This window comes from Burkholderia sp. AU33423 (assembly GCF_002223135.1).
Taxonomy (GTDB): Bacteria; Pseudomonadota; Gammaproteobacteria; order Burkholderiales; family Burkholderiaceae; genus Burkholderia; species Burkholderia lata_D.
In genome coordinates this window covers 231464-254514 of the sequence record NZ_NKFH01000005.1, presented here as the reverse complement: position 1 = coordinate 254514, position 23051 = coordinate 231464, and the positions used below count along the sequence as shown (strand labels likewise).

At 68.6% G+C, this 23051-nt stretch carries 26 protein-coding genes, 1 other RNA gene and 1 riboswitch; of the genes, 12 read left to right on the top strand and 15 right to left on the bottom strand.

From position 1 onward, the window contains the following. Positions 1 to 104: 104 nt before the first annotated feature. Together CFB50_RS13645 and ilvD are read right to left on the bottom strand one after the other, a co-directional pair. Positions 105 to 431, bottom strand: a complete 327-nt coding sequence (locus CFB50_RS13645; protein WP_089446229.1) for a c-type cytochrome — start codon at positions 429 to 431, stop codon at positions 105 to 107. Positions 432 to 559: 128 nt separating this feature from the next. Next, positions 560 to 2233: a dihydroxy-acid dehydratase gene (ilvD, locus tag CFB50_RS13640; RefSeq protein WP_069248623.1), complete on the bottom strand. Its 1674-nt coding sequence runs from the start codon at positions 2231 to 2233 to the stop codon at positions 560 to 562. A gap of 135 nt (positions 2234 to 2368) precedes the next feature. Here ilvD and CFB50_RS13635 point away from each other — a divergent pair, with 135 nt between their 5' ends. Beyond that, positions 2369 to 3283 carry a LysR substrate-binding domain-containing protein gene (locus CFB50_RS13635; RefSeq protein WP_089446228.1) on the top strand — a complete coding sequence of 305 codons (915 nt, stop codon included), beginning with the start codon at positions 2369 to 2371 and terminating at the stop codon, positions 3281 to 3283. An 89-nt stretch (positions 3284 to 3372) separates the two neighbouring features. Further along, positions 3373 to 4263 carry a prolipoprotein diacylglyceryl transferase gene (gene lgt, locus CFB50_RS13630; protein ID WP_089440814.1) on the top strand — a complete coding sequence of 297 codons (891 nt, stop codon included), beginning with the start codon at positions 3373 to 3375 and terminating at the stop codon, positions 4261 to 4263. Positions 4264 to 4372: 109 nt separating this feature from the next. Here the strand turns inward: lgt and CFB50_RS13625 are convergent, their stop codons facing one another. The 5 genes from CFB50_RS13625 to CFB50_RS13605 all read right to left on the bottom strand — a co-directional run bounded on the left by CFB50_RS13625 (position 4373) and on the right by CFB50_RS13605 (position 6749). Next, positions 4373 to 5113, bottom strand: a complete 741-nt coding sequence (locus CFB50_RS13625; RefSeq protein ID WP_089446227.1) for an SIMPL domain-containing protein — start codon at positions 5111 to 5113, stop codon at positions 4373 to 4375. Between the two features lie 180 nt (positions 5114 to 5293). Further along, positions 5294 to 5755: an EVE domain-containing protein gene (locus tag CFB50_RS13620; RefSeq protein WP_006478090.1), complete on the bottom strand. Its 462-nt coding sequence runs from the start codon at positions 5753 to 5755 to the stop codon at positions 5294 to 5296. 69 nt (positions 5756 to 5824) lie between these two features. After that, positions 5825 to 6006, bottom strand: a non-coding RNA gene (gene ssrS, locus CFB50_RS13615) — 6S RNA. Between the two features lie 81 nt (positions 6007 to 6087). Beyond that, a complete protein-coding gene (locus CFB50_RS13610; RefSeq protein WP_011352906.1) occupies positions 6088 to 6402 on the bottom strand; it encodes a cell division protein ZapA in 315 nt (104 codons plus the stop codon). Continuing rightward, a complete protein-coding gene (locus tag CFB50_RS13605) occupies positions 6399 to 6749 on the bottom strand; it encodes an ATPase (RefSeq protein ID WP_089446226.1) in 351 nt (116 codons plus the stop codon). The genes CFB50_RS13610 and CFB50_RS13605 overlap by 4 nt, the downstream gene beginning before the upstream one ends. Positions 6750 to 6903: 154 nt before the next feature. Then, a riboswitch (cobalamin riboswitch) is annotated at positions 6904 to 7154 on the top strand. A gap of 42 nt (positions 7155 to 7196) precedes the next feature. Between CFB50_RS13605 and CFB50_RS13600 the strand changes: the two genes are divergently transcribed. From CFB50_RS13600 to cobC, 5 genes are read left to right on the top strand one after another with little or no spacing between them, the layout of a single operon-like run. After that, a complete protein-coding gene (locus CFB50_RS13600) occupies positions 7197 to 8312 on the top strand; it encodes a FecCD family ABC transporter permease (protein ID WP_089446225.1) in 1116 nt (371 codons plus the stop codon). After that, on the top strand, positions 8309 to 9124 hold the full coding sequence (locus CFB50_RS13595) for an ABC transporter ATP-binding protein (protein ID WP_089446224.1): 816 nt from the start codon (positions 8309 to 8311) through the stop codon (positions 9122 to 9124). The genes CFB50_RS13600 and CFB50_RS13595 overlap by 4 nt, the downstream gene beginning before the upstream one ends. 52 nt (positions 9125 to 9176) lie before the next feature. Further along, a complete protein-coding gene (cobT, locus tag CFB50_RS13590) occupies positions 9177 to 10232 on the top strand; it encodes a nicotinate-nucleotide--dimethylbenzimidazole phosphoribosyltransferase (protein WP_089446223.1) in 1056 nt (351 codons plus the stop codon). After that, positions 10222 to 10998, top strand: coding sequence for an adenosylcobinamide-GDP ribazoletransferase (locus CFB50_RS13585; protein WP_089446222.1), 777 nt, complete (start codon positions 10222 to 10224; stop codon positions 10996 to 10998). The genes cobT and CFB50_RS13585 overlap by 11 nt, the downstream gene beginning before the upstream one ends. After that, on the top strand, positions 10983 to 11567 hold the full coding sequence (cobC, locus tag CFB50_RS13580) for an alpha-ribazole phosphatase (protein WP_089446221.1): 585 nt from the start codon (positions 10983 to 10985) through the stop codon (positions 11565 to 11567). The genes CFB50_RS13585 and cobC overlap by 16 nt, the downstream gene beginning before the upstream one ends. An 89-nt stretch (positions 11568 to 11656) precedes the next feature. Here the strand turns inward: cobC and CFB50_RS13575 are convergent, their stop codons facing one another. Genes CFB50_RS13575 through cobU form a run of 4 tightly spaced genes read right to left on the bottom strand, consistent with a single transcriptional unit; the run spans position 11657 to position 15072 of the window. After that, positions 11657 to 12571 carry a cobalamin-binding protein gene (locus CFB50_RS13575; RefSeq protein ID WP_089446220.1) on the bottom strand — a complete coding sequence of 305 codons (915 nt, stop codon included), beginning with the start codon at positions 12569 to 12571 and terminating at the stop codon, positions 11657 to 11659. Beyond that, positions 12568 to 13587 (bottom strand): threonine-phosphate decarboxylase CobD, encoded by a 1020-nt coding sequence (gene cobD / locus CFB50_RS13570; protein ID WP_089446219.1) that lies wholly within the window; start codon positions 13585 to 13587, stop codon positions 12568 to 12570. The genes CFB50_RS13575 and cobD overlap by 4 nt, the downstream gene beginning before the upstream one ends. Continuing rightward, positions 13580 to 14524 (bottom strand): adenosylcobinamide-phosphate synthase CbiB, encoded by a 945-nt coding sequence (cbiB, locus tag CFB50_RS13565; RefSeq protein ID WP_089446218.1) that lies wholly within the window; start codon positions 14522 to 14524, stop codon positions 13580 to 13582. Before cbiB ends, cobD begins: the two co-directional genes overlap by 8 nt. Continuing rightward, the gene (gene cobU / locus CFB50_RS13560; protein WP_089446217.1) at positions 14518 to 15072 is read right to left on the bottom strand and encodes a bifunctional adenosylcobinamide kinase/adenosylcobinamide-phosphate guanylyltransferase; all 555 of its coding nucleotides are present in this window, start codon (positions 15070 to 15072) and stop codon (positions 14518 to 14520) included. The genes cbiB and cobU overlap by 7 nt, the downstream gene beginning before the upstream one ends. A gap of 74 nt (positions 15073 to 15146) precedes the next feature. On the opposite strand from cobU, the gene CFB50_RS13555 reads away from it, so the two are divergent. From CFB50_RS13555 to CFB50_RS13545, 4 genes are all read left to right on the top strand, one after another. Beyond that, entirely contained in the window at positions 15147 to 16649 is a 1503-nt protein-coding gene (locus CFB50_RS13555) for a cobyric acid synthase (protein WP_089446216.1), read from the top strand. A gap of 81 nt (positions 16650 to 16730) precedes the next feature. Beyond that, on the top strand, positions 16731 to 16871 hold the full coding sequence (locus CFB50_RS39500) for a hypothetical protein (RefSeq protein ID WP_166896785.1): 141 nt from the start codon (positions 16731 to 16733) through the stop codon (positions 16869 to 16871). 150 nt (positions 16872 to 17021) lie between these two features. Continuing rightward, positions 17022 to 17435, top strand: a complete 414-nt coding sequence (locus tag CFB50_RS13550; RefSeq protein WP_089446215.1) for a DoxX family protein — start codon at positions 17022 to 17024, stop codon at positions 17433 to 17435. Positions 17436 to 17572: 137 nt separating this feature from the next. Beyond that, entirely contained in the window at positions 17573 to 18241 is a 669-nt protein-coding gene (locus CFB50_RS13545) for a ParA family protein (RefSeq protein ID WP_089446214.1), read from the top strand. 131 nt (positions 18242 to 18372) lie between these two features. Here the strand turns inward: CFB50_RS13545 and panD are convergent, their stop codons facing one another. From panD to CFB50_RS13525, 4 genes are all read right to left on the bottom strand, one after another. Further along, positions 18373 to 18759: an aspartate 1-decarboxylase gene (gene panD, locus CFB50_RS13540; RefSeq protein ID WP_069248606.1), complete on the bottom strand. Its 387-nt coding sequence runs from the start codon at positions 18757 to 18759 to the stop codon at positions 18373 to 18375. Positions 18760 to 18801: 42 nt separating this feature from the next. Further along, complete coding sequence (gene panC, locus CFB50_RS13535; RefSeq protein WP_089446213.1) at positions 18802 to 19641, bottom strand: pantoate--beta-alanine ligase; 840 nt, start codon at positions 19639 to 19641, stop codon at positions 18802 to 18804. A 265-nt stretch (positions 19642 to 19906) separates the two neighbouring features. Then, complete coding sequence (locus tag CFB50_RS13530; protein WP_021164248.1) at positions 19907 to 20779, bottom strand: segregation and condensation protein A; 873 nt, start codon at positions 20777 to 20779, stop codon at positions 19907 to 19909. Positions 20780 to 20783: 4 nt separating this feature from the next. Then, a complete protein-coding gene (locus tag CFB50_RS13525; RefSeq protein WP_006478107.1) occupies positions 20784 to 20972 on the bottom strand; it encodes a DUF3460 family protein in 189 nt (62 codons plus the stop codon). A gap of 249 nt (positions 20973 to 21221) precedes the next feature. Here CFB50_RS13525 and CFB50_RS13520 point away from each other — a divergent pair, with 249 nt between their 5' ends. Next, positions 21222 to 23036: an autotransporter assembly complex protein TamA gene (locus tag CFB50_RS13520; RefSeq protein WP_089446212.1), complete on the top strand. Its 1815-nt coding sequence runs from the start codon at positions 21222 to 21224 to the stop codon at positions 23034 to 23036. The last annotated feature ends 15 nt before the right edge of the window (positions 23037 to 23051 follow it).

Below are 23051 nucleotides of genomic sequence, written 5' to 3'. Positions count from 1 at the left end.
AAAAGCCGGTGAAGCTGCCGGCGAGGCATTGCACCGTTAAGCCGGGGCATGTCCGCCAGTCGGTGGAATCCGGCAGGTGGGCGATTCCGCCCGGGGCGCCCGGTTCAGCGCACCGACAGCACCCATTGCGCGAGCGTGTGGGCTTCGGTATTCGTCAGTTGCGTATTGGCGGGCATCGGCACGCTGCTCCATACGCCGACGCTGCCTTTCACGATCGATTGGGCAAGGTAGTCGACGGCGTCTCCGCGCGCCGCATACTTGCCGGCGACGTCGCGGAACGACGGGCCCATCAGCGGCTTGCCGATCGCGTGGCAGGCCATGCAGTTCTTGCGCTGAGCCAGCGCGAGCCCGTCGGCCTGGTCGGCGCGCGCCGCTGGCCCGCTGCCGATCAGCAGTGTGGCGAGCAGGACGCGCAATATCGAGTGTTTCATGCGGTTCTCCGCCGGCGGGGACGGCCGGCTACATGGTCCGCGCATTATAGAAGCAAAGGGAAAGCGCGTTTTGCGCGTTCCCCCCGGCGGCCATGTTTATCGGGGTCGCATGTCTTGACGTGCCCGGATCAACCCGTGACGGCGCCCTTGTTCGCCGGGCGGGCGAGCGCCGCGAATTTCGCGAGCACGCCGCGCGTGTAGCGCGGCGCCGGCTGTTGCCATGCGGCGCGGCGGCGCGCGAGTTCCGCGTCGTCGACGTTCAACTGCAGCAGCAGCCGGTGCGCGTCGATCGTGATCGAGTCGCCTTCCTGCACGAGCGCGATCGTGCCGCCGACGAACGCCTCGGGCGCGACGTGGCCGACCACCATCCCCCAGGTCCCGCCCGAGAAGCGGCCGTCCGTGATGAAGCCGACCGATTCGCCGAGCCCCTTGCCGATGATCGCCGACGTCGGCGCGAGCATTTCCGGCATGCCGGGGCCGCCCTTCGGGCCGAGGTAGCGCAGCACGAGGATGTCGCCGGCACGGATCCGGTCGCCGAGAATCGCATCCATCGCGCTCTGCTCATCGTCGAACACACGTGCCGGGCCCGTGATCACCGGGTTCTTCAGGCCGGTGATCTTCGCGACCGCGCCGTCTTCCGCGAGATTGCCCTTCAGGATGGCGAGGTGGCCTTCCTTGTACAGCGCGCGGTCGATCGGAAAGATCACGTCCTGGTCCGCGCGCGGCACGCTCGGCACGTCCTTCAGTTCGTCGGCGATCGTGCGGCCGGTGATCGTCATGCAGTCGCCATGCAGCAGCCCCGCGTCGAGCAGGATCTTCAACACCTGCGGAATCCCGCCGGCCCGGTGCAGGTCGGTCGCGACGTACTTCCCCGACGGCTTCAGGTCGCAGATCACGGGCACGCGCTTGCGGATGCGCTCGAAGTCCTCGATCGTCCAGTCGACCTCGGCCGCGTGCGCGATCGCGAGATAGTGCAGCACCGCATTGGTCGAGCCGCCCGTCGCCATGATCACCGACACTGCATTCTCGATCGCTTCCTTCGTGATGATGTCGCGCGGCTTCAGGTCGCGCTTCACGGCCTCGACGAGCACGCGTGCCGATTCGGCGGCCGAATCGACCTTCTCCTGGTCGGGGTTCGCCATCGTCGACGAGTACAGCAGCGACATCCCGAGCGCCTCGAACGACGAGCTCATCGTGTTCGCGGTGTACATCCCGCCGCACGACCCCGACGTCGGGCAGGCGTTCTGCTCGACGCCTTCGAAATCCTCCTGCGACATGCGGCCCGCGGTGAATTCGCCGACGGCCTCGAACGACGACACGATCGTCAGGTCCCGGCCTTTCCAGTTGCCGGGGCGGATCGTGCCGCCGTACACGTAGATGCCCGGCACGTTCAGGCGCGCGAGCGCGATCATCCCGCCCGGCATGTTCTTGTCGCAGCCGCCGACGACCACCACGCCGTCCATCCATTGCCCCTGCACGCAGGTCTCGATGCAGTCGGCGATCACCTCGCGCGACACGAGCGAGTACTTCATGCCTTCGGTGCCCATCGACATGCCGTCCGAAATCGTCGGCGTGCCGAAGATCTGCGGGTTCGCGTCGGCCGCCTTCACGGCCGCGACGGCCGCGTCCGACAGGCGTTGCAGGCCGGAATTGCACGGCGTGATCGTCGAATGGCCGTTCGCGATGCCGATCATCGGCTTGTCGAAATCGTCCTTCTGGTAGCCGAGGGCGTAATACATCGAGCGGTTCGGCGAGCGGGCCACGCCTTGCGTGATGTGCTTCGAGCGACGGTTGTAAGCCATGGGGGACTCCATCGTTGTCTGGGCAACGCCGTCGAGCGGCGAGCCGGTTCGGATCAATCAAGGATGGAGTGTCCGGATTGGGATGTCCAATATATTATTTGTCGCTAATTAAGTCGTTTTTCGAATGAGAGAGCCATGGCCGATCCGACTCCCGACCTGCGCCAGTGGCGCTATTTCGTGACCGTCGCCGACGAGCGCCATTTCGGCCGCGCGGCCGAACGCCTGTCGATGACGCAGCCGCCGCTGTCGCAGGCGATCCGTGCGCTCGAGGATGCGCTCGGCGTCGCGCTGTTCGCGCGCACCAAGCGCTCGGTGGCGTTGACGGCAGTCGGGGCGGCGCTGCTGCCCGACGTGCGCCGGCTGCTCGCATCGGCCGATGCGTTGCCGCCGCTTGCGCGACGGCTCGCGCGCGGCGAGGCTGGCTCGCTGTCGCTCGCGTTCGTGTCGACCGCCGATTACGGGCTGCTGCCTACGCTGCTGCGTGCGTTCGGCGCGCGCTATCCGCAGGTGCGGCTGCAACTCACGGAGGCGACGAGCGACGTGCAGATCGACGAGCTCGTCGCGGGCCGCATCGACGCGGGGCTCGTCATTCCGCCCGTGCCGCCGCGCCACGCGGCCGGGCTGTCGTACCTGCCCGTCATGCGCGAGCCGCTGATGGTGGCGATGCCGGCGGCAGCGAGCGATGCACCGGAAGACGAGCCCGTCCGTCTCGCCGAGGTTGCCGCGTTGCCGCTCGTGATCTTTCCGCGTCGTTTGGCGCCCGGCTTTTATGACATCATTACGGGCTGCTACGGCGCGGCGGGGGAAACGCCGCATATCGGCCAGGAGGCGATCCAGATGCAGACGATCGTCAGCCTCGTGTCGGCCGGCATGGGCGTCGCACTGGTGCCGCAATCGCTGCGTAACCTGCGGCGCACCGGCGTGGTCTACCGGCCGCTTGCCGATCACGCACCGGTCGTCGAGACCGGCCTCGTGTGGCGCACCGGTGACGTGAGCCCTGTGCTGGCCGGCTTCATCGACGTCGTGCGCGCGCAGGGCCTCGCCACGTGACGTGAACGATGACGCGCCGGTGTCGTCCAACGCGCGGTGCTGCGCGTTTGCGACGGCCGTACCGCATTCGAAAACTTCTTCGCTAACCCATGATCATTCACCCGAATTTCGACCCCGTTGCGATCCATCTCGGGCCGCTGGCCGTGCGCTGGTACGGGCTCATGTATCTCGTCGGCTTCATCGCGGCGATCGTCGTCGGCCGGATCCGGCTGAAGCTGCCGCACGTCGCGGCGCAAGGCTGGACCGCGAAGGACATCGACGACATGATGTTCTACGGTGTGCTCGGCACCGTGCTCGGCGGCCGGCTCGGCTATGTGCTGTTCTACAAGGCCGATTTCTACTTCTCGCATCCGCTCGACGTATTCAAGGTGTGGGAGGGCGGCATGTCGTTTCACGGCGGTTTCCTCGGCGTGACGCTCGCGATGATGCTGTTCGCGTGGCAGCGCAAGCGTCACTGGCTGCAGGTCACCGATTTCGTCGCGCCGATGGTGCCGACCGGGCTCGCGGCCGGCCGGCTCGGCAACTTCATCAACGGTGAGCTGTGGGGCCGCGTGACCGATCCTTCGGCACCGTGGGCGATGCTGTTCCCGGGCGCGATGCGCGACGATGCGGCATGGTTGCCGAAGCATCCGGAGCTCGTCGAGAAGTGGCATCTTGCCGACGTGTTCATGCAATACCAGATGCTGCCGCGCCATCCGTCGCAGCTCTATGAAATCGCGCTCGAAGGCATCGCGCTGTTCTTCGCGCTGTTCTTCTTCGCGCGCAAGTCGCGGCCGATGGGTGCCGTGTCCGCGCTGTTCCTGATCGGCTATGGCCTCGCACGCTTCACGGTCGAGTTCGCGCGCGAGCCCGACGACTTCCTCGGCCTGCTCGCGCTCGGCCTGTCGATGGGGCAGTGGCTGTCGCTGCCGATGATCCTCGCGGGCGTCGCGCTGATGGTCTGGGCGTATCGCCGCCGCGCGGCGAATGCCGCGGCGTGATGCGATGCCGATGCACGTGCGATCGGCGCGTGCATCGGGACCATGCAGGTAAACAAAACGCCGGCCCTCGGGCCGGCGTTTTTCATTTCGGACTGCCGTGCGCTGCGCGTTACTTCATCTGCACGGAGCCGTTGACGGTGACCGACACGGTGGCCTTGCCGCCTTCGACCGCGATCGGTGCGCTCATCTTCGCGCTGTCCATCGGCGCCGCGGCCATCGCCATCATGCGCGGGTACGGCTGTACGTTGCGGCCGCCGCCGACGTTCACGTCGCGGATCGTGTAGCTGCCGTAACCGAATGCTTTCGCGGCTTCATCGGCCCGGGCGCGGAACGACTTGATCGCTTCGGTCGTCAGCTTTTGCTCGGCCGCGCGCTGCGCTTCGGGCGACAGCGAGAACTCGACGTTCGCGACCTGCATCAGGTTCGACAACTGGCCCGCAAGCTTCGACGCGGCAGCGAAATCGCGTGATTCGAGCGCCACTTCAGTACGACCGCGCCATGCGGAGATCTTGCCGTCACGATCGGTGCTCGGGTACACGGAGAATGCGCCCGTGTGCGCGGTGACGCCCGATATGCCCTTTGCCTGCGACAGCGCTGCATCGGCGCGCTGGTTCAATTGCGCGGTGAGGCTGCCCGGATCCTTGGCCTGCTGCTCGTAGAACAGCGTGATGTGGATGATGTCCTGCGGCACGTCCGCGCTGGCCTGCGACGACAGCGACAGCACGCCTGCCGGCTCCGGAAAGTGCGGGTTCGCGGTTTGCGCGTGCGCGGCGGTCGACGCGAGCGTCAGCGCGACGGGAACGGCGGCGGCAAGGGCGAGCGACAGCGCGAGTGCGGATTTCTTGGTCATTGTTGGACTCCTTGTGCGAGGGCGTGCACGCGGATTGCGCGTGCACGACGCGGGCGTACCGCGCGACGAAAAAACGACAGCCGGCCTGATCGGCCGACAGCGGTTGCTTAGGCCGCGCGACAGTGCCGCGAGTTCCGTGCCGGCGGCGCGTACTGACCAGATTTGACCTTTGGCGCGCGCCTACTTCATCAGCTTTTCGGTGATGAAGCGCCATTCGGCGCGCGTGACCGGCGTGATCGACAGCCGATTGCCGCGCGCGAGCACGCGCATGTCGGCGAGTTCGTCGTGTTCGCGCAGCGCCGCGAGCGGCACGAGCGGCGACTTCTTCACGAAGCGCACGTCGACGAGCAGCCAGCGCGGTGCTTCCTGAGTCGACTTCGGGTCGTAATAGGGGCTTTTCGGATCGAACTGCGTGGGGTCGGGGTAGGGCGTCGACGACACTTCGGCGAGACCCGCGATGCCCGGCTCGGGGCAGCTCGAGTGATAGAACAGCACGCCGTCGCCGATCTTCATCGTGTCGCGCATGAAATTGCGCGCCTGATAGTTGCGCACGCCGGTCCACGGCAGCGAGCGCTGCGGTGCGTTGGCGAGATCGTCGATGCTTGCTTCGTCCGGTTCGGACTTCATCAGCCAGTATTGCATGGATCGTGATCGACGCAGAAAGGGCTGTTGCAAAAGGAAACGGCATCGGGAGTTCCCGATGCCGTTGGATAGGCCCCCGCCTTGGCCGCTAGGCCGGCATCCTGAACCTGAGGTTCAGAATTGGTCGCAGTTAGCAGCACTTCGGGTACATCAGACAGAGTGACGCGCGCGCCCGTGCTACAAATTTCCGCAACCGTGCACATGGCATTGGTTCAAGGAATATATGACCTTGGCGAACCAGGCAGGGAAGCTGACTGAACTGTGATTCGATGCGCCAATTTGACCACCGTTGATCGCCGAGATCAAGGGGAATCGACGCATCGATTAAAACGTTACTGCGTCTCGTGCTGTGCGAGCACCGCGCCGAGCTGTTCGTTCATCTGGTGCATTGTACGACGGATTTCCTCCGCCGGAAATGCTTCACCGTGCCGCACGCTCGTTTGCAGTCGCAGCAATTCGGACGCCAGCGACAGCGCCGCCATCACGGCGATGCGATCGGTGCCGCGTACCGAGCTGTTCGAGCGGATTTTCGACATTTCGGCGTCGACGCGCGCGACCGCTTCGAGCAGCGCCGCTTCGGTCTCGGCCGAGCAGGCGAGCCGATAGGCCTGACCGAGAATCGAGACTTCGATCTGCTTGGTGCTCATGCATGTTCTCCGTGGCTGGCCGCGTCATCGCCATCCGTACGCGCCTGCGCATCCAGCAGGTCGAGCTGGTTGTCGGCTTGCTCCACACTTTTCGAGCGCGGCAGCTTTTCGAGAATCGCGTTCAGTTTCACCTGGGCGTCGTCGATCTTTGCCGACAGCGTGTCACGCTCGGCCGCAAGTGCATCGCGTTCGTCGCGCAGTTGCGCGAGTTCCGCGCGGACAGTGTCCGCATCCGCGCGCAATTGCGCGACCTGCTCCTCGAGCGCGAGCCGTTCCGAGTGATAGCGCTTGTTCAGCGAAATCAGACGGCCAATATTTTGAGATAGGGTTTCGAGTTCGTTGAGCATTTGCTGCGTCCTCTAAAGACCCAGCATTTTAGCGCGGAATAACGCGCAATCCGACATCTGTAACGTTTCCAGTCGTAACACCCCTGCTTCTTGCCGCGAATCAGCGCGTCCCGTGCGTGTCCGGACGCTTCCTTGACGCTCGCGCGACCCGCTCCTAAACTGGCGCCGCCTCGGTGCTCGCGCGTGGAACGCGCGGTTAAACGGGAAGCAGGGCGCGGGCGCCGGAAGCCCGCCAACCTGCGCTGCCCCCGCAACGGTAAGCGGCCGCGTCTCGTGACGCAGGCCGGCTCGGGCGCGTTTCGCGTGCAGGTCCTGCATGCGGACGCGGGCCACTGCGCGTGATCGCGCGGGAAGGCGAGCCGGACCGCCGCCAGCCCGGATACCGGCCGAGACGGGGAGCCCGCACGGGCTTCGTGACGCGCGGCCTGCGGGGAGGCGGGGCGCGCAATGCTTCACGGAATCTTCTTCGATGCTGACCCCAATCGTCCGCGCGGCGCTCACGTCACGACCGGCCCGCTGCCGCAAGCGGGTGCGCCGCACGTCGTGTGCGGCGCCGTGCGCGGCATGAGCGCCGCGCGCGCCACCGCGATCTGGACCGCGCTGGCTGCGGCGGTCGCGTTGCTGTTCGTCGCGTCGCTGTCGATCGGCAGCGTGCCGATGTCGCCATGGCAGGCGCTCGCGTCGCTCGTGCCGCATGGCGGCGACGCGCTGTTCGCCGATATCGTCCGCACGCTGCGCCTGCCGCGCGCGCTCGCGGGCTTCGCGTGCGGCGCGCTGCTCGCGCTGGCCGGTGCACTGTTGCAGGTACTGTTGCGCAATCCGCTCGCGGAGCCGTACGTGCTCGGCGTGTCGGGTGGCGCGGCCGGCTTCGCGCTCGTCGCGATGATCGCGGGTGGCGCGTGGTGGCTCGTCGATGCGTCGGCGTTCGCCGGCTCGCTCGTGTCGGTCGCGCTCGTGCTCGGTCTCGCGCGCCGCGAGCTGTGGCGCGGCGAATCGCGCGATGCGTCGCCGCGGTTGCTGCTCACGGGCGTCGTGATCGCGGCAGGGTGGGGCGCACTCGTCACGCTGCTGCTGTCGCTCGCGCCCGATGCACGGCTGCGCGGGATCATCTTCTGGCTGACCGGCGACCTGAACGGCGTGACTGCGCCGTGGTTCGCGTGGGGGGCGCTGTTGGTGGCCGCCTGCGTCGCGCTGCCGGCCGCGCCGCAACTGAACGTGCTGCTGCGCGGCGACGCGACCGCGCTCGCGCTCGGCGTGCCCGTTGCGCGCCTGCGCGTGCGGATCTATCTCGTCGCGTCGCTGGCCGCCGCGGCAGCGGTGACGACGGCCGGCACGATCGGCTTCGTCGGCCTCGTCGTGCCGCACGCGCTGCGGCTCGCCTTCGGCAATGACCAGCGAATGCTGCTGCCGGCCGCGATGCTCGCGGGCGGCGGCGGCGTGATGGCGGCCGACCTGCTCGCACGCACGGTGATCGCGCCCGCGCAACTGCCGGTCGGCGTGATGACCGCGCTGATCGGCGTGCCGGTGTTCCTGTGGATGTTGTTGAGGAGGCCGATGCGATGACGGGGGCCGCACTGCACGCCACGGCCGGCGACATGAACTACGCGGCCGTCGGCCTGACGCTGAAGGCCGGCGCGCGTACGCTGCTCGACGGCTTCACCCAGGTGTTTCGTCCCGGCGAGATCTGGTGTGTCGCCGGGCCGAACGGCGCGGGCAAGACGACGCTGCTCGCGACCCTCGCGGGGCTGCAGCCGCCGGCCGGCGGACACGTCGAGGTCGACGGCCGGCCGCTTGCCGCGTGGCCACCCGAGCAGCTTGCGCAGCGTCGCGCGCTGATGCCGCAGCAACTGCACGACGCATTCAGCGCGACAGTGTTCGACACGGCGCTGCTCAACCGCTTTCCGTATCTCGGCGGCTGGGGCTGGGAGCGCGACGGCGACCGCGCGGCCGCGCGCGATGCGCTGGCGACATTCGACCTGACCGCGCTCGCGTCGCGTGACGTGCTGTCGCTGTCGGGCGGCGAGCGGCAGCGCGTCGCGCTGGCCGCGACGCTGTGCCAGGACGCGCCGTCGATGCTGCTCGACGAGCCGCTCGCCCATCTCGACCTGCATCACCAGATCGATTGCCTGACCGCGCTGGCCGCTTGGCTCGACGCGGGCCCGCGCACGGTGCTGTTCTCGTGCCATGATCTGAATCTCGCGCGGCGTTTCGCGACGCATGCGCTGTTGCTCGACGGCCGCGGCCACGCGTGGGCCGGCCCCGTGCACGACGTGCTGACGCCCGAGCGCGCGACCGATGCGTTCGGTTATCCGCTCGTGCTGATCCGCGAGAACGGCCGCGATGCGCTGCTGCCGGCGTGGCCCGAGCGACAATGATCTTTCCTTTTCCGATGCGCGGCGCATACCGCGCCAACGATACGGCTTTTCGATGACGACCCCGACCCCCTTCCCGCCCGCGATCGCGCCGCTCGACGATGTGTTGCGCAAGCGCCTGCAGCACGTGATCGACCACAAGACCAAGCCGCCCGGCAGCCTCGGCCAGCTCGAGGCGATCGCGTTGCAGGTCGGCCTGATCCAGCACACCGAGCGGCCGGTCGTGCAGCGTCCCGTGATGATCGTATTTGCCGGCGATCACGGGATCGCCGCCGAGGGCGTGAGTCCTTATCCGCAAGCGGTGACCGCGCAGATGGTCGCGAACTTCCTCGCCGGCGGCGCGGCGATCAACGCGTTCTCCGGCGTCGCGCAGAGCACGCTCGAGATCGTCGATGCGGGTGTTGCGTCGCCGCTGCCACTGTCCGACCGGCTGGTGTCGCTGCCGGTCGCGCGCGGGACGCGCAACTTCGCGGCGGAGCCGGCGATGACGCGCGACGAGGCGATGACGGCGCTCGCGGCCGGCGCGGCGCGCGTGCGCTTGCATGCGTCGCTCGGCACGAACGTGATCGGTTTCGGCGAGATGGGGATCGCGAACACGTCGTCGGCCGCGTGCCTGATGAGCCGCCTGCTCGGCGTGCCGATCGACGCGTGCGTCGGGCGTGGCACGGGCCTCGACGACCAGGGCCTCGCGCACAAGCGCGCGGTGCTCGGCCGTGCGCTCGTCAAGCACTCGCACGCGATTGCGCCGCTCGATGTGCTCGCGACGTTCGGCGGCTTCGAGATCGCGATGATGACGGGCGCGTATCTCGCGGCCGCGAGCGAGCGGATGACGATCCTCGTCGACGGCTTCATCGCGACGGCCGCGCTGCTGGTTGCCGAACGGATCGCGCCCGGCGTGCGCGACTACTGCGTGTTCTCGCATACGTCGCACGAGGCCGGGCACCGGCGCATGCTCGAGCATTTCGGCGCGAAGCCGCTGCTCGCGCTGGACCTGCGGCTCGGCGAAGGCACGGGCGCCGCGCTCGCGCTGCCACTCGTGCGGGCGGCAGCCGCATTCCTCACGGAGATGGCGAGCTTCGAATCCGCCGGCGTCGACAATCGTGACGCCTGATCGCGCGCGCGGCGTGCAGGCCGAACTGCGTTACTTCTTCGTCGCGCTCGGCTATTTCACGCGTGTGCCGGTGCCGCGCTCGATCGGCTACGTGGCCGGCGATCTCGACCAGGCCGCGCGCTATTTCCCGCTCGTCGGCGCATGTGTCGGCGCGTGGGGTGCGCTCGTCTATCTCGCCGCGCTGCGCGCGCTGCCCCCGTCGATCGCGGTCGGGTTGTCGATGGCCGCGACACTGCTCGCAACGGGCGCCTTCCACGAGGACGGCCTGGCCGACAGCTGCGATGCGTTCGGCGGCGGCTATACGCGCGACGACGTGCTGCGCATCATGCACGACTCGCGGATCGGCACGTTCGGTGCGGTCGCGCTCGTGATCTCGCTCGGCGTGAAATGGCAGGCGCTCGCGTCCATGCTGCCGTTGCGTGCCGCGTGGACGATGATCGCCGCGCACGCGGCGAGCCGAGCGGCAGCGGTGAGCTTGCTGATGACGCTCGACTACGTGCGGCCCGAAGGCAAGGCGAAGCCGGTCGCGCAACGAATGGGCGCACGCGCGGCATGCGTCGCGGCGCTGTTCGGATTGCCCTGGCTGTTCTGGCCCGACTGGCGCATGGGCGTCGCCGCATGCGTGGCGCTCGTGCTCGTGCGCGCGTGGGCCGCCCGCTATTTCGTGAAGCGGATCGGCGGCTATACGGGCGACTGTCTCGGCTTCACGCAGCAACTGTGCGAACTGGCGATCTATCTCGTGGTGCTCGGATGGACGTCGTCCTGATCCGTCATCCGGCCGTCGGCGTCGAGTCGGGCATCTGCTACGGACGCACCGACGTGCCGCTCGCTGCATCTGCCGACGCCGGCGCGCAGGCCGTGCGTGCGCATCTGTCGGCACTCCGCGCGCCGCTTCCCGAACAGGTCTGGACGAGCCCGCTGACGCGCTGCGCGTCGGTTGCCGAACGGCTCGCGCAGGCATGCGACGTGCCGCTGCGGCGCGATGCCGGCTGGCAGGAAATGGATTTCGGCACGTGGGAAATGCGACGCTGGGACGATATCGATCGCGCGGCGCTCGATGCGTGGGCGGCGGATCTGATGCATGCGTGTGCACATGGCGGCGAAAGCGTTGCGCGGTTTGCCGCGCGGGTCGCGGGGCGGGTCGACGCAGTGGCGCAGTTCGATAGGCCGCAGTGGGTCGTCACGCATGCGGGCGTGATCCGTGCGTTTGCATCGCATGTATTGCGCGTGCCGCTCGATACATTGCTGACGCGACCCGTACCGACTGGGGGTGTCGTCTGGCTGCGCGCGGATGCTGCCACGCGAACGTGGGACGTGATGCACTGGGACGAATAGTCGCGCTGGCCACTGCATGTGAACGATGCAGCGCGCGGTCAACTCGTCTCAGGCATCTGGCACGCGATGAACGCGCAAGTCGCCGGCAATCAGCGCGGCCGCCGCGCACGCGCGGCATCGAGATCCGTGCACAGCGCGGCCGCGCCCTGCGCGATCCGCGGCGACGGCCGCGTCAGCAGATCGCCGTCGATCGCGAACAGGTTGTTGCGTGCCACGGCTGTCAGTGCGGGCCACGTGCGCCAGCGCGCCAGGCTCGGCAGCGGTTCGTCGGAGCGCGTCGTACCCGCACTGGTCGTCACGATCGCCTCCGGATTCGCCGCGAGCACGGCCTCGTCGGTGACGGTCGGCACGAGCGGCTTGAGCGATGCGAACACGTTGCGGCCGCCGCACAGCTCGATCACGTCGTTGATCAGGTGCGCACCATTGAGCGTCATCAACGGCCGATCCCACACCTGGAAGAACATCGTGACAGGCGCTTGCGCCGAGTAACGCGTGCGCAGCGCCGCGATGTCGCGCGTATAGGCGGCCGCGGCCGCATCGGCAGCCGCTTGCGTGCCGAGCAGCGTGCCGAGCCGGCGCAGCGACGACGAGACGTCGTCGAGATGCTTCGGTTCGCTGACGAACAGCGGGATGTGCAGCGCGCGCAGCGCATCGGTCTGCCGCTCGGCATTGCCGTGCCGCCAGACGACGATCAGGTCGGGCTTCAGCGCGGCGATTCGCTCGAGATCGAGCGCCTTGTTGTCGCCGACGCGCGGTATCGCTTGCGCGGCGGGTGGATAGTCGCTGTACGTGACGGTGCCGACGAGCTTCGTTCCGCCGCCGGCCGCGTACACGAGTTCGGTGGCGTGCGGTGCGAGACTGATTACCCGCTGCGCGGGCGCCGGCAGCGTGACGGTATTGCCGGCGTCGTCGCGTGTCGTGACATCGGCGTGGACGAGTGGCGCGTAAGCGAGCGCGGCCAGTAACGCGACGGGCGCGCGCCGGCGAAACATGGACGGATTCATGCGGATTCCCGTTGCAGCGCCGGTACGCAGTGTGCGAGCGCGTCGCCGAGGCGCTGCCATTCCGCTTCGCTCCCCGGCAGACCGATGCGTACGCTCGACGGTATCGGGAAATGCCGGGTCCAGACCCCGCGCGCCGCGAGTGCTGCATGCAGTGCTGCAGCGCGCGGATCGTCGGTCCAGCTGAAGAGCGGGGTCGCGCGAACCGCGAAGCCGTGCACGCGCAGCAAGGCGGCCAGCCGCTCGCCGTCGGCCGCGAGCCTGTCGCGGGCGGCGGCCTGCCATGCGCGGTCGGCGAACGCCGCGGCGACCGCGTGGCGGGCGGGGCCGCTCACCGTCCATGCGCCGAGCAGGTCGCGCAGCGCGACGATCCGGTCAGGACAGGCGAGCACGAAGCCTGCGCGGATGCCGGCGAGCCCGAAGAACTTGCCGACCGAACGCAGCACGATGAGCCCGGGACGATCGACGTGCGGCGCGAGCGACCGCGTCGCGCCCGTATCGGCGAATGCCTCGTCGACGATCAGCGTGCCGCCACGCGCGGCCAGTTGCGCGTGCCAATCGAGCAGGCGCTCGGCCGGCACGAACTCGGCGGTCGGATTGTTCGGATTCCCGACGATGACGTGACGCAGCGTTTGAGGCAGTGTATCCGCGTCGATGTCGAGCGCGACGACGCGATGGCCGTGGCGCGCGAAGGCGGGCGCGTATTCGCCGTACGCGAGCGCCGCGACGCCGGCGTCGCCGGTCGGCAGCAACGCGGGCAATGCGCGGATGGCCGCCTGGCTGCCGGCAACCGGCAGCACGTGTGCGGAATCGGGCGCATGGTAGTACTGCGCGGCGCAGGCCGCGAGGCCGTCGCCGTCGTCGGGCAGCCGGCGCCATGCGTCGGCCGGGACGGGCGGGACCGGATAGCCGACCGGGTTGATGCCGGTCGACAAGTCGAGCCACGTGTCGTACGGAATGCCGTGGCGGCGCGCGGCTTCATGCAGGTTGCCGCCGTGAGCGATGTGGGTGTCAGACATGATGGGTGGCCATGGCGAGTGCGCCGCTCGCGACCAGCAGCGCGAGCCACAGGGCAAGCGTGCGCGTGACGAGCGACAGCGCGGCGACGATGTGGACGGCGGTCGCCGTGGCGCCGGTGCCGAGCGCGGGACGGTCCTCGATCTCGCCGTGATAGATGGCCGGGCCGCCGAGCTGCACGTTCAGGCTGCCGGCGCCGGCGGCCATCACCGGGCCCGCGTTCGGGCTGTCCCAGTGGCGCGCCTGCGTGCGCCAGCAGCGCCATGCGGCGGCCGTGTCGCCGAGCAGTGCGTAGCTCGCGGCCGTGAGGCGCGCGGGAATCCAGTTCAGCGCGTCGTCGAGGCGCGCGGCGGCCCAGCCGAAGGTCAGGAAGCGCGGCGTGCGGTAGCCCCACATCGCGTCGAGCGTGTTCGCGAGCCGGAACAGCAGCGCGCCGGGGCCGCCTGCGACGACGAACCAGAACAGCGCGCCGAAGATCGCGTCGTTGCCGTTCTCGAGCGCGGATTCGACGGCCGCGCGCGACAGCGCGCCTTCGTCCGCGTCGCTCGTGTCGCGCGACACGATGCGCGCGGTCAGCGTGCGGGCGGCGCCGAGGTCATGCCGCAGCAAGGCGGCAGCGATCGGTGCGACGTGGTCGGCGAGGCTTTTCGCGCCGAGCGCGAACCACAGCAGCGCGATATGCAGCGCGGCCGCGAGCGGCCACGGCAGCACGGTCGTGAGCCACGCGGCGATGGCGACCGGCGGCACGACCGCCGCGACCCACGCGGCGACGCCGACCACGCGGCCGCGCCGGCCCGTGTTCAGCGCGCCTTCGATACGCGCGGCGAGGCGGCCGAATGCAACGAGCGGGTGCCAGCCGGCCGGTTCGCCGATCGCGCGGTCGATGATCGCGGCCGCGACCGCGAACATCGCGACGACGGGCAGCGACAGCATCAGCATGACGGTGCGCCCGTCTTGAGATCGAGCGGCAGCCCGGCGACGAGCAGCGTGACTCGCGTCGCGAGCGCGGCGACGCGCTGGTTCAGGCGCCCGAGTTCGTCGACGTAGCGGCGCGTGACCGACCCGAGCGGCACGACGCCGAGCCCGATTTCGTTACTGACGACGATCACCTTCGCGCGCGCGCCGCGCAACGCGTGCTCGAGCCGGTCGACCTGCGCCGCGTACTGCGCGTCGTCGAGCGGTTCACCGTCGGCGGGACACAGCAGGTTCGTGAGCCACAGCGTCAGGCAGTCGACGAGCAGGCACGCGTGCGGATCGTCGAGCCGCGCGAGCGTGCCGGCGAGATCGACGGGCGCGTCGGCGAAACCCCAGTCGGCCGGCCGGCGCGCGCGATGGTGCGCGATGCGCTGCGCGAATTCGGCATCGGCGGCGGTCGCGGTCGCGATGTAGGTGACGGGGAGGCCGCTGTCGGCGGCGAGCCGCTCGGCATGCGCGCTCTTGCCCGAGCGCGCGCCGCCGAGGACGAAGGTGAGGTCGTGCGGAATCATCGCGTGATTGTAACGGCGCGGGCAGGGCGGCGCGGGGGATAATGCGGCCTTTGCTTCGCGACGACCTTTACACGATGAATGCACCCGAGCCGCGGCCGCGCGGCACGCTGATGATCCAGGGCACGACGTCCGACGCGGGCAAGAGCACGCTGGTCGCGGGCCTGTGCCGGCTCGCCCGCCGCGCCGGCGCGCGCGTTGCGCCGTTCAAGCCGCAGAACATGGCGCTCAACAGCGCGGTGACGGCCGACGGCGGCGAGATCGGCCGCGCGCAGGCGCTGCAGGCCCTGGCCGCGGGCGTCGCGCCGCATACGGATTTCAACCCCGTGCTGCTGAAGCCGACGAGCGATCGCGGCGCGCAAGTGATCATCCACGGCAAGGCGCGCATGAACCTCAATGCGCGTGCGTATCACGACTACAAGCCGGTCGCGTTCGACGCGGTGCTCGAGTCGTACGCGCGCCTTCGTGCCGGCTACGACACGGTGATCGTCGAGGGGGCAGGCAGCCCGGCCGAGATCAACCTGCGCGACGGCGACATCGCGAACATGGGATTTGCCGAACGCGTCGACTGCCCGGTCGTGCTCGTCGCCGACATCGACCGCGGCGGCGTGTTCGCGCACCTGGTCGGCACGCTCGCGTGCCTGTCGGACAGCGAGCGCGCGCGCGTGCGCGGCTTCGTGATCAACCGCTTCCGCGGCGATTTCAAGCTGCTCGAACCGGGGCTCGACTGGCTGCGCGCGCAGACGGGCAAGCCCGTGTTCGGCGTGCTGCCGTACCTGCACGGGCTGCTGCTCGACGCCGAGGACATGCTGCCCGCACAGGCGCGCAGCGCCGCCGCACGGGGCGACGCCGGCGTGCTGCGCGTGGTCGTGCCGGCGTTGCCGCGCATCAGCAACCACACCGATTTCGATCCGCTGCGTGCGCATCCGCAGGTCGAATTCACGTACTGGAAGAGCGGCCCCGTGCCGGACGCCGACCTGTTGATCCTGCCCGGTTCGAAGAGCGTGCAGCGCGATCTCGCGTGGCTGCGCGACGCGGGCTGGGACACGCTGATCCGTCGCCACCTGCGCTACGGAGGCAAGGTGATCGGCATCTGCGGCGGGATGCAGATGCTCGGCCGCACGCTCGACGATCCGCTCGGCCTCGAAGGCGCACCCGGCAGCGTGCCGGGGCTCGGGCTGCTCGATTTCGCCACGACGCTGCAGCCCGACAAGACGCTGAAGAACGTGACGGGGCATCTCGCGCTGCCGGGCGGGGCCGCGGTGCGCGGCTACGAGATCCACATGGGCGACACGCACGGGCCCGCGCTTGCTTCTCCCGCGCTGGCGCTGGCAGCCGACGCCGCGCAGGACGGCACACGCCCCGACGGCGCGGTGTCCGGCGACGGCCAGATCCTCGCGACCTACGTGCACGGGCTGTTCGACTCGCCCGACGCGTGCACGGCGCTGCTCGCGTGGGCCGGGCTCGACGGCGCGGAGCGCATCGACTATCCGGCGCTGCGCGAGGCATCGCTCGAACGGCTGGCCGACACGTTCGCCAACCATCTCGACCTCGACGCGCTGTACGCCGAGTTTCGTTGACGCGGGTTGGGCCGTGCTCGCTTTTTCCGCCGGATCGCATACAACACAGAAGGGCGGAGGTCCGCCTGGAGGAGTGCGACGATGAAGGCTCGATGGTGGTGGAGCGTGCTGCTCGCGGCGCTGCTGGGCGCGTCGGCGGTTGCGCACGCGTGCGATTCGTACACACCGGGCGGCAGCCAGTCCGGTTCCGGCGACGCCACACAAGGCAAGAGCGGTTACTGAAGCAGGTTGCGGGGGCATGATCGGTCATGCCCCTTTTTACGCCCCGATTAACTCCATTTGGGAATCAGTTAAAGCGAATTGGCGCGTTTATCGGTCGAATTGATTCGAATAGAGTGCGATCCATTCACCCACTCAACGAAGGAATTCGCCATGAACCCCAATCGCCTCAACGATTTCGCCGCGACCCTGCTGCGCGTCGCGCTCGGCGTGCTGTACCTTGCGCACGTCGCGCAGAAGGTGTTCGTCTTCACGCTGCCCGGCACCGCGCAGTTCTTTGTGTCGATCGGCCTGCCGGGCTGGCTCGCGTACCTGACGACGTTCGTCGAACTGGCCGGCGGCCTGGCGCTGCTCGCGGGCTTCCGCGTGCGCGTCGCCGCGCTCGTGCTGCTGCCGTTCATGCTCGGCGCGGTTGCCGCGCATCTGCCGAACGGCTGGGGTTTCGCGTCGCCGCACGGCGGCTGGGAATATCCGGCGTTCTGGGCCGTCACGCTCGCCGTGCAGGCGCTGCTGGGCGGCGGCGCGTTCGCGCTCGGCGCACGGGAAGCCGCGGTTCAGCGTGTGTAAGGGGGTAAGTAAGCGTACCCGGGGCGGCGCAACCCGTTCCGGTGACACCCCGTTTGCCGATATCATCGCTCCCTGTATCCGCAATCGAGCGGCGCCTGCCATGCGGCGGGCGCCGCGCGGCTTTTTCGGGGGAATTCATGACGGTGATCGTGGTGGCGAATCCGAAGGGCGGCGTGGGGAAGAGCACGCTGTCCACCAATCTTGCCGGCTTTTTCGCGGCGCAGGGCGCGTGGGTCGCGCTCGCCGACCTGGACCGGCAGCAGTCCGCGCATGCGTGGCTCGACCTGCGGCCGGCCGGATTGCCGCCGATCGAGGCATGGGAACTCGACCCGGACGCGCCGACGAAGCCGCCGCGCGGCCTCGAATATGCGGTGATCGATACGCCGGCCGGCCTGCATGGCAACCGGCTCAACGTCGCGCTGCAACTGGCCGACAAGGTGATCGTGCCGCTGCAGCCGTCGATGTTCGATATTCTGGCCACGCAGCAGTTTCTGGAGCGCCTCGCCGCCGAGAAGGCCGTGCGCAAAGGCAACGTCGAGGTCGGGATCGTCGGGATGCGGGTCGATGTGCGCACGCGCTCGTCCGACCAGCTTCACCGGTTCGTCGAAGGGCTCGGCCTGCCGGTGCTCGGCTACGTGCGCGACACACAGAACTACGTGCAGATCGCCGCGCACGGCCTGACGCTGTGGGACGTCGCGAAGAGCCGCGTCGAGAAGGATCTCGAACAGTGGCGGCCGATCGTCGAATGGGCCGAACGCCGGGCGCCGAAGGCAGCGAAGACGGAGAAGGCCGCCAAGGCGTCCTGATCGCGCGGCCGCTGGGCCGGTGCGCGATGAAATGAGAAAGGGCCGGATGCCGTCGAGTACGGCATCCGGCCCTTCGACCACCAGCGGCACCGCCGCTCCCGCGCGCCACGGCACGCGGGCAGATGGTCAGGTCAGGTCCAGTTCTGCGTCGGCACGTGATCGCGATGGCCCTTGATCTTGTTGCCGTCGTCGATGAACACGAGCTTCGGCTTCCAGCCGGCCTGCAGCTCGGCTTCGTCGACCATCGCGAAGGCCGCGATGATCACGAGGTCGCCGAGTTGCGCGCGACGCGCGGCCGAGCCGTTCAGCGAGATCATCCCGCTGCCGCGCTCACCCTTGATCGCGTACGTCGAGAAGCGCTCGCCGTTGTTGATGTTCCAGATGTCGATCCGTTCGTTCTCGATGATGCCCGAGGCGTCGAGCAGGTCTTCGTCGATCGCGCACGAGCCTTCGTAGTGCAGCTCGCAGTGCGTGACGGCCGCACGGTGGATCTTCGATTTGAGCATGTGGCGCTGCATGGTGTCTCCGTGATGCGTGAGAGGCGCGGGCGGGGCGGCCCGTCAGATTTCCAGGTTGTCGATGAGGCGCGTCGCGCCGAGCTTCGCGGCGGCGACGACGACGAGCGGTTCGCCGGCTTCGAGCTGGGCCGCGTCCGGCGCGATCAGGTTCGCGCGGCGGCGGATCGAGATGTAGTCGGGCGCCCAGCCGCGGCCGGCCAGATGCGTGCGGGCCAGTTCCTCGAGCTTGCCGAGGTCGCGCTCGCCGCCGAGCACGCTTTCGCGGATGCGCTGCAGCGTCTTCGCGAGTTCCGGCGCTTCGCTGCGCTCGTCGGTCGACAGGTAGCGATTGCGCGACGACAGCGCGAGGCCGTCCTCGTCGCGCACGGTTTCGGCGGCGATGATGTCGACCGGCAGCGCGAGCTGCTGGCACATGCGGCGCACGATCATCAGCTGCTGGTAGTCCTTCTTGCCGAACACGGCGACGCGCGGCTGCACGCAGGCCATCAGTTTCGCCACGACCGTGCACACGCCGGTGAAGAAGCCGGGCCGGAATTCCCCTTCGAGGATCCCGCCGAGATCGTCCGGCGGCAGCACGCGGTATTCCTGCGGTTCCGGGTACATGTCGCGCTCGGTCGGCGCGAACAGCACGTAGACGTTTTCCTTCTGCAGCTTCTCGATATCGTCCTGGAGCGTGCGCGGATACTTGTCGAAATCCTCGTTCGGGCCGAACTGCAGCCGGTTGACGAAGATGCTCGCCACGACCGGGTCGCCGTGCTGGCGCGCGAGGCGCATCAGCGACAGGTGCCCTTCGTGCAGGTTGCCCATCGTCGGCACGAACGCCGTGCGGTTCTGTCCGCGCAGCTGGTCGCGCAGTTCATGGATCGAGCTGATGACTTTCATGATCGGGTAGCGAGTTCCTCGCGCTGGCGCGCGTTGGCGCCGCAGCAGCGGCGTCGGGGTCGAAGCGGAGAACGCCGGCGCGCGGGCGGCGCATCGGGCGTCGGCGGATTGTAGAGGATTTGGCCGCCAAACGCATCGAAAAGAGAACGGTCGTTCACTTTTTAATCGGGCGTGCCGGCAACCGCTCGCGCGGCCGCGCCGGGCCGCGGCGTAGCGGCGAGCGTGCGGGGAGGAATCGGGAGAACGGGAAGGGCGGGCGCGGGTGTTACGCCGGCAGGTACGCGAGACGCACGTAGATCGGCGCGAACGGCTCGGCCTGCGTGATTTCGAGGAGCGACTCGCGCGCGAGTTCGAGCATCGCGATGAAATTCACGACGACGACCGGCACGCCGCGCGACGTGTCGAACAGCTCGGCGAACTCCATGAAGCGCGCGTTCTGCAGCCGGCGCAGGATCAGGCTCATGTGTTCGCGCACCGACAGCTCCTCGCGCGAGATCTTGTGGTGCTGGACGAGCTTCGCGCGCTTGAGCACGTCGGCCCATGCGGCGCGCAGGTCGTCCGAATTCACGTCGGGGAAGCGCGGCGTGACGCTCTGCTCGATGTAGACCTCGGCGCGCAGGAAGTCGCGGCCGAGCTGCGGCAGCTGGTCGAGCCGCTGCGCGGCGAGCTTCATCTGCTCGTATTCGAGCAGGCGGCGCACGAGTTCGGCGCGCGGATCCTCGGCTTCCTCGCCGGTGTCGGCCTTCTTGACCGGCAGCAGCATCCGCGACTTGATCTCGATCAGCATCGCGGCCATCAGCAGGTACTCGGCCGCCAGCTCGAGGTTCGACGTGCGGATCTGGTCGACGTAGCCCAGGTATTGCGCGGTGACCTGCGCCATCGGGATGTCGAGCACGTTGAAGTTCTGCTTGCGGATCAGGTAGAGCAGCAGGTCGAGCGGGCCTTCGAAGGTCTCGAGGAAGACCTCGAGCGCATCGGGCGGGATGTAGAGATCCTGCGGCAGCTTGAAGAGCGGCTCGCCGTACAGGCGAGCGAATGCCGCGACGCCGTCGACCGTGTCGGGCGTCGAATCGGCGCCCGCGGGCGCGGCGATCGCGTCGTCCTGCCGGGCGGCGCTGGCCTCGTCGGCGGCGCTCACGTCGTCAGAAGTTCTGGTAGTAGACGTACGACGTTTGCTTCACGCGCGATTCCTGCTGCTCGGCGCGTTCTTCGAGGTCGATCGGCTGCTTGTCCCACAGCAGGGAGCGGCCCTTGCGCTGCTCTTCCTCGAGCGTCGGCTTCTGCTGCTTGAGCTGGTTCAGGAACTGCGTGACGTCGGACTGGTACGGCATGGCTGGATCTTCCGTTTCGGGCGGCGCACGATGCGCCGGATTCTCGATGGCGGGATTTTACCGCATCGCGGGGAACAGCCGGCGCCAATCGCGCGTCGAAACCGCGGGCCGGTACCGGCGGACATCGTGCCGTGGCCCTTCCGGTGCCTTGGCACTCTTTCACAATCGTTTGGCGGTGACGTCGGCGCCCTGTGGTCAAATACAGGGTTTTCCACGAAACCGTAACACTCCGAGACGGCGAGGTCATATTTGGCGGGGCAGTCGAACCAGCAAGCACACACGGCGCATGACGCGAGCCGGCGCGCGGCACGCGAGCGCGCCGGCGCCGCGGCCCGCGTCGCGCGGGCGGCCCTCGCGGGTTGCCTGGCCGCGTGCTTCGCGCTGCCGGCCTACGCGAAGTACGACGTCGACATCGACGCGCCGCGTTCGATCCGCAAGCTCCTGAAGACGCATCTCGATATCGCCCGCTTCGCGAAGCGCGACGACATCAGCGACGACCAGTTCGACTTCCTCGTGACCGCCACGCCGCAGCAGGTGCGCGACCTGACCGCGACGGCCGGCTATTTCTCGCCGGTCGTGCGCACCGACGTGCGCACGCGCGACGGCAAGCGCGACGTGCGCATCGCGGTCGATCCGGGGAAGCAGACGATCGTGTCGAGCGTCGACCTGACCTTCAAGGGGCCCATCGACACCGAGGATCCGAAGCAGGAAGCCGCGACCCGTTTCGCGTTCTCGCTGAAGCCGGGCGATCCGTTCACACAGTCCGACTGGGACGGCGCGAAGGGCGCGGCGCTCAGGCAGCTGCAGTCGCACCGCTATCTCGGCGGGAAGATCGCGTCGTCCGAAGCGCGCATCGACCCGCGCACGCAGCGCGCGATGCTCGCGGTCACGTTCGAAAGCGGCCCGACGTTCACGATCGGCAAGGTCGACGTCGACGGCGTGCGGCGCTATCCGGAAAAGATCGTCACGAACGTCAATCCGCTGTCGGAAGGCGAGATCTACGACGTGCGGCGGATCACCGAACTGCAGCGGCAGTTGCAGAACACACCGTATTACGCGAGCGTCGCGATCGACGTCGGCGACGATACGGCGAAGCCCGAGCGCACGCCCGTGCACGTGAAGGTCAGCGAGTTCCCGTACAACAACATCCGCGGCGGCGTCGGCTTTGCCACCGATACCGGGCCGCACGTGCAGGGCTCCTATACGTATCTCGACACGTTCGGTGCCGCGTGGCCGCTGACCGTGTCGGGCCGGCTCGACCAGATCCAGCAATACGGGCAGGTCCAGCTGTCGATGCCGCCGGGCGAGAAGGGCTGGACCAACAGCGTGCTCGCGTCGTACACGAACACCAACGTGTCGGACACGCGCATCTATAGCGCGCGGGTCGGCGTGCAGCGCACGCGCACCGGCCAGTTCATCGACTATTCGTATTCGCTGATGTACTACCAGGACCGGCTCGACCAGAACGGCGCGGGTCCGACCACGAGCCGCGCGCTCGTGCCGCAATGGGCGTGGACGCGCCGCAACGTCGACGATCCGCTGTTTCCGCGTTCGGGCAACCTGATCCACGCGGAGGCCGGCTTCGCGGTCAAGGGTGTGCTGACCGACCAGTCCTTCATCCGCGGCTACGCGCGCGGCCAGCAGTACCTGCCGATCGGCAAGCGCGACCTGTTCGTGTTCCGCGCGGAGCTCGGCGGCGTGTTCACGAGCGGCAGCTCGACCGGCGTGCCGGCGTCGCTGCTGTTCCGCGCGGGCGGCTCGAACTCGGTGCGCGGCTACGGCTACCAGAGCATCGGTAACAGCGTCGACGGTTCCGTGCTGCCGACCAAGTACCTGATGACGGGCACCGCCGAATACCAGCACTGGTTCAACCGCGACTGGGGCGCGGCGACGTTCTTCGACATCGGCACCGCCACCGATGCGTGGGGCGAGCGCGTGTTCTACCCGGGTGTCGGCATCGGCGCGCGCTGGCGCAGCCCCGTCGGCCCGATCAACGTCGACGTCGCGTACGGGTTGCGCAACCATAGCGTGCGCCCGTACCTGACGCTCGGCATCGCTTTCTGACCGCACCGCTTCACC

What these genes read in the sequence shown, in the direction of transcription:
- CFB50_RS13610 (WP_011352906.1), bottom strand. Translation starts at nt 6,402, where the DNA reads ATGAGCACCAAGCAGATCGAAGTCTCGATTCTCGGTCAGGCCTATCGG.
- cobT (WP_089446223.1), top strand. Translation starts at nt 9,177, where the DNA reads ATGACGACCCCGACCCCCTTCCCGCCCGCGATCGCGCCGCTCGACGAT.
- CFB50_RS13545 (WP_089446214.1), top strand. Translation starts at nt 17,573, where the DNA reads ATGACGGTGATCGTGGTGGCGAATCCGAAGGGCGGCGTGGGGAAGAGC.
- CFB50_RS13595 (WP_089446224.1), top strand. Translation starts at nt 8,309, where the DNA reads ATGACGGGGGCCGCACTGCACGCCACGGCCGGCGACATGAACTACGCG.
- CFB50_RS13635 (WP_089446228.1), top strand. Translation starts at nt 2,369, where the DNA reads ATGGCCGATCCGACTCCCGACCTGCGCCAGTGGCGCTATTTCGTGACC.
- CFB50_RS13555 (WP_089446216.1), top strand. Translation starts at nt 15,147, where the DNA reads ATGAATGCACCCGAGCCGCGGCCGCGCGGCACGCTGATGATCCAGGGC.
- CFB50_RS13575 (WP_089446220.1), bottom strand. Translation starts at nt 12,571, where the DNA reads ATGAATCCGTCCATGTTTCGCCGGCGCGCGCCCGTCGCGTTACTGGCC.
- CFB50_RS39500 (WP_166896785.1), top strand. Translation starts at nt 16,731, where the DNA reads ATGAAGGCTCGATGGTGGTGGAGCGTGCTGCTCGCGGCGCTGCTGGGC.
- CFB50_RS13605 (WP_089446226.1), bottom strand. Translation starts at nt 6,749, where the DNA reads ATGCTCAACGAACTCGAAACCCTATCTCAAAATATTGGCCGTCTGATT.
- cobU (WP_089446217.1), bottom strand. Translation starts at nt 15,072, where the DNA reads ATGATTCCGCACGACCTCACCTTCGTCCTCGGCGGCGCGCGCTCGGGC.
- cobC (WP_089446221.1), top strand. Translation starts at nt 10,983, where the DNA reads ATGGACGTCGTCCTGATCCGTCATCCGGCCGTCGGCGTCGAGTCGGGC.
- CFB50_RS13550 (WP_089446215.1), top strand. Translation starts at nt 17,022, where the DNA reads ATGAACCCCAATCGCCTCAACGATTTCGCCGCGACCCTGCTGCGCGTC.
- cobD (WP_089446219.1), bottom strand. Translation starts at nt 13,587, where the DNA reads ATGTCTGACACCCACATCGCTCACGGCGGCAACCTGCATGAAGCCGCG.
- ilvD (WP_069248623.1), bottom strand. Translation starts at nt 2,233, where the DNA reads ATGGCTTACAACCGTCGCTCGAAGCACATCACGCAAGGCGTGGCCCGC.
- cbiB (WP_089446218.1), bottom strand. Translation starts at nt 14,524, where the DNA reads ATGCTGATGCTGTCGCTGCCCGTCGTCGCGATGTTCGCGGTCGCGGCC.
- CFB50_RS13625 (WP_089446227.1), bottom strand. Translation starts at nt 5,113, where the DNA reads ATGACCAAGAAATCCGCACTCGCGCTGTCGCTCGCCCTTGCCGCCGCC.
- CFB50_RS13645 (WP_089446229.1), bottom strand. Translation starts at nt 431, where the DNA reads ATGAAACACTCGATATTGCGCGTCCTGCTCGCCACACTGCTGATCGGC.
- CFB50_RS13525 (WP_006478107.1), bottom strand. Translation starts at nt 20,972, where the DNA reads ATGCCGTACCAGTCCGACGTCACGCAGTTCCTGAACCAGCTCAAGCAG.
- CFB50_RS13600 (WP_089446225.1), top strand. Translation starts at nt 7,197, where the DNA reads ATGCTTCACGGAATCTTCTTCGATGCTGACCCCAATCGTCCGCGCGGC.
- panC (WP_089446213.1), bottom strand. Translation starts at nt 19,641, where the DNA reads ATGAAAGTCATCAGCTCGATCCATGAACTGCGCGACCAGCTGCGCGGA.
- CFB50_RS13620 (WP_006478090.1), bottom strand. Translation starts at nt 5,755, where the DNA reads ATGCAATACTGGCTGATGAAGTCCGAACCGGACGAAGCAAGCATCGAC.
- lgt (WP_089440814.1), top strand. Translation starts at nt 3,373, where the DNA reads ATGATCATTCACCCGAATTTCGACCCCGTTGCGATCCATCTCGGGCCG.
- panD (WP_069248606.1), bottom strand. Translation starts at nt 18,759, where the DNA reads ATGCAGCGCCACATGCTCAAATCGAAGATCCACCGTGCGGCCGTCACG.